This is a genomic window from Streptomyces sp. NPDC017890 (assembly GCF_044328675.1).
GTDB lineage: Bacteria > Actinomycetota > Actinomycetes > Streptomycetales > Streptomycetaceae > Streptomyces.
This window is the reverse complement of sequence record NZ_JBIRHU010000005.1, coordinates 166,195-179,086: the sequence shown is the minus strand read 5'-3', so window position 1 is coordinate 179,086 and position 12,892 is coordinate 166,195. Positions and strand designations below refer to the sequence as shown.

General features: G+C 73.8%; 12 protein-coding genes. 8 read left to right on the top strand and 4 right to left on the bottom strand.

Annotated features, from left to right (window positions below; all coding sequences use genetic code 11):
* The first annotated feature begins 174 nt into the window (after nucleotides 1-174).
* The 3 genes from ACH4F2_RS08815 (at nucleotide 175) to ACH4F2_RS08805 (ending at nucleotide 2,838) form a co-directional block, all read left to right on the top strand.
* Nucleotides 175-897, top strand: coding sequence for a DUF3043 domain-containing protein (locus ACH4F2_RS08815; protein ID WP_398131991.1), 723 nt, complete (start codon nucleotides 175-177; stop codon nucleotides 895-897).
* 74 nt (nucleotides 898-971) lie between these two features.
* Nucleotides 972-1,673: a class I SAM-dependent methyltransferase gene (locus tag ACH4F2_RS08810; protein WP_398131990.1), complete on the top strand. Its 702-nt coding sequence runs from the start codon at nucleotides 972-974 to the stop codon at nucleotides 1,671-1,673.
* 67 nt (nucleotides 1,674-1,740) lie between these two features.
* Nucleotides 1,741-2,838, top strand: a complete 1,098-nt coding sequence (locus ACH4F2_RS08805) for a S1C family serine protease (protein ID WP_398131989.1) — start codon at nucleotides 1,741-1,743, stop codon at nucleotides 2,836-2,838.
* 41 nt (nucleotides 2,839-2,879) lie between these two features.
* On the opposite strand, the gene ACH4F2_RS08800 is transcribed toward ACH4F2_RS08805, so the two are convergent.
* Nucleotides 2,880-3,116 (bottom strand): hypothetical protein, encoded by a 237-nt coding sequence (locus ACH4F2_RS08800; RefSeq protein WP_398131988.1) that lies wholly within the window; start codon nucleotides 3,114-3,116, stop codon nucleotides 2,880-2,882.
* 182 nt (nucleotides 3,117-3,298) lie between these two features.
* On the opposite strand from ACH4F2_RS08800, the gene ACH4F2_RS08795 reads away from it, so the two are divergent.
* On the top strand, nucleotides 3,299-4,498 hold the full coding sequence (locus tag ACH4F2_RS08795) for a bifunctional adenosylcobinamide kinase/adenosylcobinamide-phosphate guanylyltransferase (protein ID WP_398131987.1): 1,200 nt from the start codon (nucleotides 3,299-3,301) through the stop codon (nucleotides 4,496-4,498).
* A gap of 104 nt (nucleotides 4,499-4,602) precedes the next feature.
* On the opposite strand, the gene ACH4F2_RS08790 is transcribed toward ACH4F2_RS08795, so the two are convergent.
* Nucleotides 4,603-5,409 (bottom strand): class I SAM-dependent methyltransferase, encoded by an 807-nt coding sequence (locus ACH4F2_RS08790; RefSeq protein WP_398131986.1) that lies wholly within the window; start codon nucleotides 5,407-5,409, stop codon nucleotides 4,603-4,605.
* 166 nt (nucleotides 5,410-5,575) lie between these two features.
* On the opposite strand from ACH4F2_RS08790, the gene cobT reads away from it, so the two are divergent.
* Entirely contained in the window at nucleotides 5,576-6,679 is a 1,104-nt protein-coding gene (cobT, locus tag ACH4F2_RS08785) for a nicotinate-nucleotide--dimethylbenzimidazole phosphoribosyltransferase (protein WP_398131985.1), read from the top strand.
* Nucleotides 6,680-6,983: 304 nt separating this feature from the next.
* On the opposite strand, the gene ACH4F2_RS08780 is transcribed toward cobT, so the two are convergent.
* Entirely contained in the window at nucleotides 6,984-7,736 is a 753-nt protein-coding gene (locus tag ACH4F2_RS08780; protein ID WP_398131984.1) for a hypothetical protein, read from the bottom strand.
* A 60-nt stretch (nucleotides 7,737-7,796) separates the two neighbouring features.
* Between ACH4F2_RS08780 and ACH4F2_RS08775 the strand changes: the two genes are divergently transcribed.
* Nucleotides 7,797-8,579 carry an adenosylcobinamide-GDP ribazoletransferase gene (locus tag ACH4F2_RS08775; RefSeq protein WP_398131983.1) on the top strand — a complete coding sequence of 261 codons (783 nt, stop codon included), beginning with the start codon at nucleotides 7,797-7,799 and terminating at the stop codon, nucleotides 8,577-8,579.
* 9 nt (nucleotides 8,580-8,588) lie between these two features.
* On the opposite strand, the gene ACH4F2_RS08770 is transcribed toward ACH4F2_RS08775, so the two are convergent.
* Nucleotides 8,589-9,371: an endo alpha-1,4 polygalactosaminidase gene (locus ACH4F2_RS08770; protein WP_398131982.1), complete on the bottom strand. Its 783-nt coding sequence runs from the start codon at nucleotides 9,369-9,371 to the stop codon at nucleotides 8,589-8,591.
* Between the two features lie 272 nt (nucleotides 9,372-9,643).
* On the opposite strand from ACH4F2_RS08770, the gene ACH4F2_RS08765 reads away from it, so the two are divergent.
* Together ACH4F2_RS08765 and lpdA are read left to right on the top strand one after the other, a co-directional pair.
* Nucleotides 9,644-11,182 (top strand): leucyl aminopeptidase, encoded by a 1,539-nt coding sequence (locus tag ACH4F2_RS08765; protein WP_398131981.1) that lies wholly within the window; start codon nucleotides 9,644-9,646, stop codon nucleotides 11,180-11,182.
* A 284-nt stretch (nucleotides 11,183-11,466) separates the two neighbouring features.
* On the top strand, nucleotides 11,467-12,855 hold the full coding sequence (lpdA, locus tag ACH4F2_RS08760; protein ID WP_398131980.1) for a dihydrolipoyl dehydrogenase: 1,389 nt from the start codon (nucleotides 11,467-11,469) through the stop codon (nucleotides 12,853-12,855).
* Nucleotides 12,856-12,892: the final 37 nt, after the last annotated feature.

Below are 12,892 nucleotides of genomic sequence, written 5' to 3'. Positions count from 1 at the left end.
GGCTTCGCGCGCCCCCTTCTGACCGAGTCCAGGTCCAGCTACTGCAACAGAACCCACAGTACGGGCCCTGCATCCATTACCGCACTGTTCGGGGACGGATGTGCTCATCCCCAAGGACGACTGCGTACGCTCCCGGTCCGGCGTGAGGAGTAGGTGCTCCCCGGGTTGTCCGGAATGACCCGGTGCCCGAGGGGTGTACGCAACGCCCCCTGTGTCCACTTACGGACGACCGGCGTTGCCGGATCGTTCCCCACCGGACTGCGGTCCACACCCCGGCAACCCGTACCCTTGGGTTTTGTGTTCCGTAGCCGTGCCAAGGAAGAGAAGGCACCGAGCCTCGTCAAGACGCCGGTGACCGACTCCAAGCAGCCCCGTGACCCGCAGGCCCCGAAGGGAAGGCCGACGCCCAAGCGCAGTGCGGCCCAGTCCCAGCGCCGCAGCGTCGCCAACACTCCGATGACGCGCAAGGACGCCGCCAAGCGCCAGCGCGAGGAGCGCCGGACCGCGATGGCCCGACAGCGTGAGGCGCTGGCGAAGGGCGACGAGCGGTACCTGCCGGCCCGTGACAAGGGTCCGGTCCGCAAGTTCGCGCGCGACTTCGTCGACTCCCGGTTCAACATCGCGGAGTACTTCCTGCCGATGGCCGTGATCATCCTCGTACTGAGCATGATCCAGGTGCCCGCGCTGCAGAACGTCGCGCTGCTGCTGTGGCTGTTCGTGATCGTGCTGATCGTGCTGGACTCGATCGTCTCCGGCTTCCGGCTGAAGAAGCGCCTCGCCGAGCGCTTCCCGGACGAGCGCAGGCGCGGCGCGGTCGCCTACGCGCTGATGCGCTCCCTCCAGATGCGCCGGCTCCGCCTGCCCAAGCCGCAGGTCAAGCGCGGGGAGCGGCCCTGAGCACCACGCCGTTCGCCCAGGGCGCGGCCGATGCCCGGCTGGGCGGTCTGCGGGACGTCGTCCGGCAGGAGCTGGTGGCCCGGCAGCTGGACGAGCAGATAGCCGCGCGCTTCCCGGTCGGCAAGCGGCTGCGGGTGCTCGACGTCGGCATGGGCCGGGGCACCCGGGCGCTGCGGCTGGCACGGGCCGGGCACCAGGTGACCGGCGTGGAGCGGGACGCCGCCATGATCGCCGGGGCGCGCGAGGCCCTGGCCGGCCAGCCCGAGGGCATCCGGGAGCGGATGCGGATCATCGAGGGCGACGGCCGGGACACCGGCGTGCACTTCCTGCCGGGCAGCTTCGACGTGGTGCTGTGCCACGGCGTGCTCATGTACGTCGAGGAACCCGACCCGCTGCTCGCGGGGCTGGCCCGGATGCTCGCGCCGGGCGGGCTGCTGTCGCTCCTGGTGCGCAACGGCGACGCGCTCGCCATGCGCCCGGGCCTGTACGGCGAGTGGGCCGGCGCGCTGGCGGCCTTCGACACCACCACGTGCCGCGACCGCCTCGGCGTCGACGTCCGCGCGGACCGGCTGGCGACGCTGACGGCGAAGCTCGCGAGCATCGGCGCCCCCCTGCACACCTGGTACGGCGTCCGGGTCTTCACGGACGCGGCGCCCGACGACGCCCCGGTCCCGGACGACCTCGACACCCTGCTGGCCGCCGAGGTGCGGGCCGGCCGGACCGACCCGTACCGCGGCGTCGCGGCGCTGCTGCACCTGTGCGGGGTGCGGGGGTAGGACCGCGCGGCGCACGTTCGGGCGTTCACCGGGAGCCGGGGTTCCGGCGCGCGGAGAGACTCGGGGCATGGACGCTTCCCGTGCCCGCCGTACCCGTGTGCCCCGGCTGCTCGGCCCGGTCGCCGCGCTGGCCTGCTCCCTGCTGCTCGTCGCCGGCTGCTCCGACGCAGGTGCCGGGACCGGCACGGGGTCCCGGAGCGAGCCGGAGGCGGGCACGGCACGGGCCGCGGCGCCGCTCGCGGCCAACGACCTGCAGGCCGACTACGAGCGGGTGATCAAGGACGTACTCCCGTCGGTCGTGCAGATCCAGGCGGGGGACTCCCTGGGATCGGGCGTCGTGTACGACGACAAGGGGCACGTCGTCACCAACGCGCACGTCGTCGGGGACAACAGGTCGTTCCGGGTGACGACCGCCCGGAACGAGGACGCCCTCGCCGCAGAACTCGTCTCCTCCTACCCCGAGCAGGACCTCGCCGTCATCAGGCTGCGGAAGGTCCCCGACGGCATGAGGGCGGCCCGCTTCGGCGACTCCGCGAAGGTCGAGGTCGGGCAGATCGTGCTGGCGATGGGCTCGCCGCTCGGGCTGTCCTCCAGCGTGACGCAGGGCATCGTGTCGGCGACCGGCCGGACCGTCACCGAGGGCAGCGGCGGGGGCGGTACGGGCGCGACCATCGGCAACATGGTGCAGACGTCCGCGGCCATCAACCCCGGCAACAGCGGTGGCGCCCTGGTGAACCTCGACGGCCAGGTGATCGGCATTCCGACGCTGGCGGCGACCGACCCGGGCATGAGCGAGAGCGCGGCGCCCGGCATCGGGTTCGCGATCCCGGCGTCCATGGTGAAGACGGTCGCCGGTCAGATCGTCGAGAACGGCCGGGTCACCGACTCGGGCCGGGCGGCACTCGACATCACCGCCCGTACGGTCGTCGACGACGGCTACCGGCCCGCGGGCGTCGCCGTCGTCGAGGTCGGTGACGGCGGGGCCGCCGACGAGGCGGGGCTGCGGCCCGGGGACGTCGTCGTCCGGCTGGGCGACACGGACATCACCACGATCACCGCACTGGCCGAGGCACTGGCGTCGATGGAGCCGGGCGACCGGACGAAGGTGACCTACACCCGGGGCGGCGACGAGCGCACCGCCGAGGTGACGCTCGGCGAACAGTGACGGGGCGGGGGCGGCCCGGTGGGGCCGCTCCCGCCCGCCGGTCAGGCCTCCGGCTCCGGGGCCGGCTCGGCCTCTTCGGCGTGCAGGCTCATCGGGCCGTAGATCTCGGTGGCGTCCTCGAACAGCCGCACCTGGTCGGTGCCGCCCTCCTTGAGGTCCTTCCAGTACTCACCGATCCAGGACTCGGCGTCCCCTTGCGTGGTGAACTCCTCGGGCTCCACCGCGGGCTGGACCTCCGTCCCGCCGGCCGTCTCGAACCGCCACGTCCATGCCGCCATGTACGCCTCCAAGATGTCAGCACATGCAGAGCGGAAGCCGGATCTTGGTCCGGCCTCCGACCGCAGCCTATGCGCTGAGCCGGGTGCGCCGTAGAAGGCCCGGCGAACAGGGGGGTGCCGCCCCGCGCCCCTCAGGGGGCCTCGGGCGCGCACGTCGCCGGGTGACCGGGGAAAATCGGTGCGTGGACGTGACTCTGCTCGGCACCGGTGCCCCCGCGGGACTCCCCCGCCCCGACTGTCCCTGCGCGGCCTGTGCCGCGGCGCAGGGCGAGATGGCGCGCGCGGCGACCGCGCTGCTGGTGGACGGGGCGCTGCTGCTCGACCTGACGCCCGGCGCCGCGTTCGCCGCCGCGCGCGCCGGGCACTCACTGACCGGCGTACGGCAGGTGCTGCTGTCGCACCCGCACGACGGGCCCGCCGTGGAGGTGCCGGCCGGGCTGCCGCAGCCGGGGCGGGTGCCGGACGGGCGCGAGCTGGCGCTGCTGACCGGGCACCGGGTGCGGGCGGTGGCGATGGACGCGCCGGGCACCGGGTACGCCGTGACCGGCCCGGACGGGCAGCGGCTGCTGTACCTGCCGCCGGGCGGCGCGCCGGCCGGTCTGGAGGAGCCCGCCGCGCCGTACGACCTGGTCCTCGCGGACGTCGTGGGGCGGCCGGACGCGCTGGCGAGGCTGCGGGCGGTGGGCGCGGCGGGCCCGACGACGGACGTCGTCGCCGTCCACCTCGGCCACGACGTGCCGCCGGGGCGGGAGCTGACGCGGCGGCTCGCGTCGGCGGGGGCGCGGGCGGTGCCGGACGGGACGACGCTGGTGGTGGGCTCGTACGAGGACGTGCCCGACGTACCGCGGCGCACGCTGGTCCTGGGCGGCGCCCGGTCGGGCAAGTCGGTGGAGGCCGAGCGGCGTCTGGAGGCCTTTCCCGAGGTGCTGTACGTCGCGACGGGCGGTTCGCGCAACGGGGACACCGAGTGGGCGGCGCGGGTCTGCGCGCACCGGGAGCGGCGGCCGGGGTCGTGGCGCACCGCGGAGACGTGTGATCTGGTGCCGTTGCTGAAGGACGACGGGCCGGCGCTGCTCGTCGACTGCCTGTCGCTGTGGCTGACGGACGCGATGGACGCCGTCGGGGCGTGGGACGACGCGGAGTGGGCGGACGGCGGGGAACGGGCCCTGCGGGACCGGGTGCGGGAGCTGACGGAGGCGGTGCGCGCCACCCGGCGCACCGTCGTCGCCGTGTCGAACGAGGTGGGGTCGGGGATCGTGCCGGCCACGGCGTCGGGCCGCCGTTACCGCGACGAACTCGGGCGGCTGAACGCGGCGTTCGCGGCCGAGTGCGAGCAGGTGCTGCTGGTGGTGGCGGGGCAGGCGCTGGTGCTGCGGGGCTGACGGGGGGGCGGGCGCGTGGAGCACGGGGTGCGGGGGACGGAAGTACGGGGCGGGGTACCAGGGGCTTACGGGGGCTACGGGCCGGGGGACGAAGGCTGCGGGGCCTAGGGATACCACGGGGTCGACGGGTACCACGGGGCTGACGCGTCCTTGCGCGCGATGACGCGGTGGGACCGCGCGCCGGTGAGCACCGTGCAGCCCCGCGCCGCGAGTTCGGCACGCAGGTCCACCGGGTGCGAGGCGCCGGGCGGGAGGGTGAGCAGGCGGCGCGGGTCCGCCACGTCCACGAGCAGATGGCCGCCGGGGCGGAGCACGTGGAGGGCGGCGCGCAGTTCGGCGCGCGGGTCCGGGACGCGCTCCAGGTGGTGGAAGAGGCTGACGACGTCGTAACGGGCGCGCAGACGGGCCGCGATGTGCGGGTCCGTCAGCCGGCCGACGTACGCCTCCTCGACGCGGCCGACCGCGCGGGCGCGCAGGACGCGGTGGGTGGGGTCCAGGCCGTCGAACGAGGTGTACGGGAAGTGGGTGCGCGCGGTACGGGGGAAGTCGGCGTCGCCGGTGCCGACGTCCAGCCAGCTCTCGGGCTCGGGGCGGCGGCGGAGCATCGCGCGGGCGGCCAGGCCGTGTCTCAGACGGACTCCGGCCCGGACCAGCGGGTGCAGCGGACCGGGTGTGAGCGGGGGGTTGCGGAAGACGTGCCGGCAGTCCAGGCAGCGTTCGAGGACGGACCGGCCGGCGGCCGACCGGCGCCGGCCCTCGCGGCCCGGGCCCCCGCGGCGCGGGCGGGTGCGCAGCCGCCGCGAGCCGCACCAGGGGCAGTCCTCGCGGTGCGGCCCGTACCGGGGCACGGGAGGCACCGGGGGGACGGGGGACCGCGCCGACGAGGCGGAGGGGACGAAGGGTGCGGACATGGGCGGCTCCCGGCGCGAGATGAGGAGAGCGGACAGGAAGACGGCATACGACAATCCACGCAAAACGTTACGTAGGTGATCGCGATCCGGGGCGCAACGACGCAGCGTGGGCGCGGTGCGCACCGGTCCGCCGTCGCGTTCGACCGGGGCCGGTACTGTTCGGCGAATGAGCTCGCTGAATCTCGACGACTTCACCGATCTGATCGAGCGCCCCGACGGCGGGGTGCGCCGCGACGCCGAGGCGCGCCGGGAGCGTCAGGTCGTCCCGCCCGGATCGCTGGGCCGCCTGGACGAACTGGGCGAGTGGCTGGCCGCGGCGCAGTCCGCCGTACCGGTGCGGCCGGTCGAGCGGCCTCGGGTGGTGCTCTTCGCCGGCGACCACGGGATCGCCGAGCTGGGCGTCTCGTCGCGGCCCGCGGGCGGTGCCGGTGAGCTGGTGCGCGAGGTACTGGAGGGCGGCCGGCCGGTGTCCGTGCTCGCCCGGCGCCTCGGCGTGCCGGTGCGGGTCGTCGACATGGCCCTGGACTGCGACCCCGAGACGCTGCCGGCGGAGGTCGCGGGGCACCGGGTTCGGCGCGGCGGCGGGCGCATCGACATCGAGGACGCGCTGACCCTCCAGGAGGCGGAGGCCGCCTTCCGGGCCGGGATGGCGGTGGCCGACGAGGAGGCCGACTCCGGCACGGACCTCGTGGTGCTCGGCGACGTGAGCGTGGGCGGCACCACGGCGGCGGGCGTACTGGTCGCCGCGCTGTGCGGGACGGACGCCTCGGTCGTCACCGGGCGGGGCGGGCTGGCCATCGACGACCTGGCCTGGATGCGCAAGTGCGCGGCGATCCGCGACGCGCTGCGCCGGGCCCGGCCGGTGCTCGGCGACCAGTTGCAGCTGCTCGCGACGGTGGGCGGCGCCGACCTCGCCGCGATGACGGGCTTCCTGCTGCAGAGCGCGGTGCGGAAGGTGCCGGTGATCCTGGACGGCGTCGTGACGGCCGCGTGCGCGCTGGTCGGGCAGCGGGTCGCCTTCCGGGCACCGGACTGGTGGCTGGCCGCCCACGACAGCGGGGAGCCGGGCCAGGCCAAGGCGCTGGACCGGATGGCGCTGGAGCCGCTGCTGTCCCAGGGCGTGACGGTGGGTGAGGGCGCGGGGGGTCTGCTCGCGCTGCCGCTGGTGCAGGCCGCCGCGGCGTTGGCGGCGGAGCTGCCGGAGGTTTCGGACGGGGGCGAGGACGAAGGCGCCGAGGGCGCGGACGCGGGCGACGACGCCGGGGTGTGACCAGGCATCCGGGTGGGTGCGGACGGGGGGCGGGTGACGCGGCCCGGCGTCGGCGGGGTGTCTCCCCCACTCTCGGCGTCTCCCCCCGCTCTCTCGGCGTCTCCCCCCGCTCTCTCGGTGCCTCCCCCCGCTCGACTTCGCTCGAGCGGGGGACCCCCGTGAGCGCTACCCCCATGAGCGGGGCCCCCACCGCCCACCCGTGCCACCCCGGGGGTACCTCCCAGCCGTTCAGGCACTGGGGGAGGCACGGCTGCCCGCAGTCGCGCGGACACGGTTGCCCGTGGCTCGGGCGGTGGGATTCGGGTCAGTGATGTTTCGGGGCCGGGTCCGGGCGGCCGCCGATCCAGTCCTGAAGGGCCCGGCGCGGGCCGGACCAGCGGCGGTCGTGGCGGTAGGCGCGCAGGCGGGACTTGGCGCGGGCGCGCGGGCGGCGGCCGTAGCAGCGGCGGGCCCAGAGCGAGCCGGGGCGGGCCAGGCGGATCGCGCCGATCAGGGCGACGAGGGGGACGATCACCCCGAAGACCGCGAGGCGGGCCTTGCCCTTGGCCAGGGCGAGGAGCGAGAAGAAGAAGTTCCCGGCGACGGTCGCGACGACGTTGGCACGGCCCTGCATCTCGTCCTCGGACAGGCCGTCGACGCCGAACGGCGTGAACCCGGCGAGCACCAGGCCGACCAGGGCCGCGGTGACCACCACGACCTCCACGCTCTTGCGGCCCGCCTCGGTCCAGTAGACGTCGTCGAGGTGGAGGATCAGCGCGAACTCGTCCAGTACGAGCCCCGCCCCGATACCGAAGACCACCGCCGCGAGGGCGGAGCCGAAGCCGTGCCGGCCCCCCGCGACCGCGCCGAAGCCGCCGACGACGGTGAGGACGATCCCCGGGACGACGTGGTGGACGTGCACCCCGCCGGCCTCGACGTTGCCGAAGGGGCCCTTGCCGGCCCGGATGAGCCGGGTGACGACCCGGGTGATCACGAACGTCAGGACGAAGGCCGCCAGGGCGAGGAGCAGCGGCAGCTTGCCCGGTTCCATGATGTTGCGCTGCCACCAATCTCCCATGTGCGAACTTTATCCCCGCCGCCCGTGAACGCCCCGGTGACCGCCGGGTAGTCTGCGCCGGTGCTCAGGACCCCCTTGCCCGACGGCCTCCGTTTCGCGTTCGGCACCCTCACCGTGTTCCCGGTCAGGGTGACCCGCTGGGACCGGGATGCGGCGCGCGGCGGCATGCTGTGCGCGCCGCTGGCCGGGCTGGCCGTCGGCGCCGCCGCCGCGGCCGCCGGGCTCCTGCTGCTGTCCCTGGGCGCGGGGAGCCTGCTCGCCGCGGTCGCCACGGCCGCCGTACCCGCCGTGCTCACCCGCGGGCTGCACCTGGACGGGCTGGCCGACACCGCGGACGGACTCGGCAGCGGGAAGCCCGCCGAGGACGCGCTGCGGATCATGAAGCAGTCGGACATCGGGCCGTTCGGCGTGCTCGCCCTCGTGTTCGTACTGCTCGCCCAGGTGGCCGCGCTGGCCCAGGCCTACGACGGCTCCTGGGCGCGGGGCGCGCTCGCCGCCGTGGTCTCGGCGACCGCCGCCCGGCTGGCCCTCACGCTCGCCGCCCGGGCCGGGGTGCCCGCAGCCCGCCCGGAGGGACTGGGGGCGGCGGTCGCCGCAGTGGTGCCGGCGGGTGGCGCACTGGCCGTCACCGCCGCCGTCACGGCGGCCGCGGCCGCGGCCGGCGCCGGTTCCGGGCCGTACGACGCGGTCCGTGCGGCGCTCTCCGTGCTGTGCGCCGTCGCCGTCGCCGAACTGCTGCTGCGGCACTGCGTCCGCCGCTTCGGCGGGGTCACCGGTGACGTCTTCGGCGGGGTCGCGGAGACGGCTGCCACCACCGCCCTCGTGGTTCTGGTCCTCGGCTGAGTCCCGGGCTCAGCAGGCCTCGCGCCACGCTCCCAGTTCGTACTTCTTCAGCATCGAACTCAGCCGCAGCTCACGGGAGTCGGCGCAGAAGCGGTCGGCCGGCAGCTCGTACTCGACGTGGAAGACCGCCTTGTCCGCGTCGATGAACGGCTGGTTGTCGGCGCACTCGCCGTACTGGGCGCACTGTTCGTTGACCGCGAAGTCGAAGTCGTCGACCAGTTCCGGGATCTGGTCCAGGTCGTTCTTCAGGCCGACGGCCATGCCGCGGTCGTGGGCGAGTTCCGCGATCAGCCGGTTGTAGCGGAGCTGGTCGTCCGCGGTGAGCGGGAAGCCGGTCTCGTTCCTGTAGCCGTCCATGTTGTCCGGCTCGACGGCGTCGAAGCCCTTCTCGCGGCACATGTCGATGCGCTCGGCCATCAGCGGCTCCAGGACGTCCGTCTCCCGGATGTCCAGCCAGCGCTCGCCCTCCCAGCCGTTGCCCTTGCCCAGCACCGACTTGGGGAACTTCCCGGCGTCGGGACGGAAGTCCTCCCAGGCGCCGGTGGACAGGTAGCAGATGACCTTGCGGCCGTCGTCGTGCAGTGCGGCGACCGTCGCCTTCGTGTGGTCGAAGCCGTCGATGTCGTAGACCGGCACGTCGACGGAGGTGTCGAGCTTTCCGCTGAGCTGCCACTGCCAGGCGGTGCCGGGCCGGGGCTGCCAGTGGTCGCCCGCTTCCGGCTTGTCGTCGGGGGACGACGTGCAGCCCGTGAGCAGCAGCAGAAGGGCTATCGACAGGACCGGGCGTCTCACGGAACGTGCTCCAGGGGGTGGGTGGCGCGGTGGCGTACCCCAGGAATGATCTCCCATCGCGGGGGCCGCGCGGGAGACCGCGGCCCCCTCGGGGGAGAACGCGGCCGGGCGACAGAGAGCGGACACGGGCGCGAGCGTAGGCTCGTGCCGGGTGTTCGCCCGCCCGGGCGAGGACCGCATCGCAGGAGGGACCCAGGGTCGGTTGTCGGGCCCGGTCGACCCACCCGCATTCGGCCATCCAAGACTTCATACGGAAGCGAGAATCCACCACCGTGACTGCTCTCACTCTCTCCACCGCCGCGGCGCCCGGCCTGCGGGCCGACGCGATCGTGATCGGTGTCGCCAAGAACGCGGCGGCCAAGTCCCAGGGCCTGGTCGTCGCGCCGGGCGCCGAGGCCGTGGACGAGGCGTACGACGGCCGGCTCGCCGGCGTCCTGGAGACCCTCGGTGCCACCGGCGCCGAGGGCGAGGTGACGAAGCTGCCCGCGCCGTCCGGCTTCAAGGCGCCCCTCGTGGTGGCGGTGGGCCTCGGCGCCCAGCCCGAGAAGGACGCCGGCTTCGACGCCGAGGCGCTGCGCAGGGCCGCCGGCGTGGCCGCCCGTGCCCTGGCCGGCGTCAAGAAGGCCGCCTTCGCCCTCCCGCTCACCGAGGCCGCCGACGCCGGCGCCGTCGGTGAGGGCGTGCTGCTCGGCGCGTACGCCTTCGAGGCCTACAAGGAGTCCGGCAAGGACACGAAGGCGAAGAACGGCAAGGCCCCGCTGGCCGAGGCCGCGCTGCTCGGCGGCAAGCCCCGCGACAAGGCGTACAAGGCGGCGATCGAGCGTGCCGCGGCCGTCTGCGAGGAGCTGAACCGCGCCCGCGACCTGGTCAACACCCCGCCGAACGACCTGAACCCCGAGGCGTTCGCGGCCGTGGCGCAGGCCGCCGCCAAGGAGCACGGCATCAAGGTGCAGGTGCTCGACGAGAAGGCGCTCACCAAGGGCGGCTACGGCGGCATCCTCGGCGTCGGCGCCGGCTCGGCGTCGGGCCCGCGCCTGGTGAAGCTGTCGTACACGTCGTCGAAGGCGACGAAGTCCCTCGCCTTCGTCGGCAAGGGCATCACCTACGACTCGGGCGGCATCTCGCTGAAGCCGGCCGGGCACAACGAGACGATGAAGTGCGACATGGCCGGTGCCGCCGCCGTGTTCGCCGCGGTCGTCGCCGCCGCGCGCCTCGGCCTGGAGGTCAACGTGACCGGCTGGCTGGCGCTGGCCGAGAACATGCCGTCGGGCTCCGCGACCCGCCCGGGTGACGTGCTGCGCATGTACAGCGGCAAGACGGTGGAGGTGCTCAACACCGACGCCGAGGGCCGGCTCGTGCTCGCCGACGCGCTGTGGGCGGCCTCGCAGGAGAAGCCGGACGCGATCATCGACGTGGCGACCCTGACCGGAGCCATGATGCTGGCGCTGGGCAACCGGACGTACGGGGTCATGGCGAACGACGACGCGTTCCGTGCCACCGTGCACGAGGCGGCGGAGGAGGTCGGCGAGCCGGCGTGGCCGATGCCGCTGCCGGAGCACCTGCGCAAGGGGATGGACTCGGCGACCGCCGACATCGCGAACATGGGCGAGCGGATGGGCGGCGGTCTGGTGGCCGGCCTGTTCCTGCGCGAGTTCGTCGGCGAGGGCATCACCTGGGCGCACCTGGACATCGCGGGTCCGGCCTTCAACGAGGGCGGGCCGTTCGGGTACACGCCGAAGGGCGGGACGGGGACGGCCGTGCGGACGCTGGTGCGGGTCGCCGAGCTGACGGCTGCGGGTGACCTGGGCTAGGGACGCCTGACGGGCCGGGGGTGCGGGTGATTCGGCGTCTACGGGCCCTTTGCGGCTTGTCGCGCCGTTCCCCGCGCCCCTCGAGGACGTCGCTCGTCCCGTGCCGCGACAGAACGTGGGACGTGTCACACACCGGCCCCACGTCTCGTCGGCCCCCTACAAGTGCGAAGATGGGGCTCGGCAGGACAGGGCCCACCCAAGGGCCGAGAACAATGAGCGGCCGGACACCAGCCGCCGACCGGTCACTGGAGACCGGCGTGGCGCACATGCATGGAGGACGTGACGTGGCGAACGACGCCAGCACCGTTTTCGACCTAGTGATCCTCGGCGGTGGCAGCGGTGGTTACGCCGCGGCCCTGCGCGGGGCGCAGCTGGGCCTGGACGTCGCCCTGATCGAGAAGGGCAAGGTCGGCGGCACCTGCCTGCACAACGGCTGCATCCCCACCAAGGCCCTGCTGCACGCGGGCGAGATCGCCGACCAGGCCCGCGAGAGCGAGCAGTTCGGTGTGAAGGCCACCTTCGAGGGCATCGACATGGCGGCCGTCCACAAGTACAAGGACGACGTGATCTCGGGCCTGTACAAGGGCCTGCAGGGTCTCATCGCCTCCCGCAAGGTGACCTACATCGAGGGTGAGGGCCGGCTGTCCTCGCCGACCTCCGTCGATGTGAACGGTCAGCGCGTCCAGGGCCGCCACGTCCTGCTGGCGACCGGCTCCGTGCCGAAGTCGCTGCCGGGCCTGGAGATCGACGGCAACCGGATCATCTCGTCCGACCACGCCCTCACGCTCGACCGCGTGCCGAAGTCCGCGATCGTCCTGGGCGGCGGCGTCATCGGCGTCGAGTTCGCCTCCGCGTGGAAGTCCTTCGGCACCGACGTCACGATCATCGAGGGCCTCAAGCACCTCGTGCCGGTCGAGGACGAGAACAGCTCCAAGCTGCTGGAGCGTGCCTTCCGCAAGCGGGGCATCAAGTTCAACCTGGGCACCTTCTTCCAGAAGGCCGAGTACACCCAGGACGGCGTCAAGGTCACCCTCGCCGACGGCAAGGAGTTCGAGGCCGAGGTCCTGCTCGTCGCCATCGGCCGCGGCCCGGTCTCGCAGGGCCTGGGCTACGAGGAGGCCGGGGTCGCCATGGACCGCGGCTACGTCCTGGTCGACGAGTACATGCGGACCAACGTCCCGACCGTCTCCGCCGTCGGTGACCTCGTCCCCACCCTCCAGCTCGCGCACGTCGGCTTCGCCGAGGGCATGCTGGTCGCGGAGCGGCTCGCCGGCCTGAAGACCGTCCCGGTCGACTACGACGGCGTGCCGCGGGTGACGTACTGCCACCCGGAGGTCGCCTCCGTCGGCATCACCGAGGCCAAGGCCAAGGAGATCTACGGTGCGGACAAGGTCGTCGCCCTGAAGTACAACCTGGCGGGCAACGGCAAGAGCAAGATCCTGAAGACCGCGGGCGAGATCAAGCTCGTGCAGGTCAAGGACGGTGCCGTGGTCGGCGTCCACATGGTCGGCGACCGCATGGGCGAGCAGGTCGGCGAAGCCCAGCTGATCTACAACTGGGAGGCGCTGCCGGCCGAGGTGGCCCAGCTCGTCCACGCCCACCCCACGCAGAACGAGGCGATGGGCGAGGCCCACCTGGCGCTGGCCGGCAAGCCCCTGCACTCCCACGACTGACCTCCCTCGGTCACTGGGCGCGACGACACAGACTTCC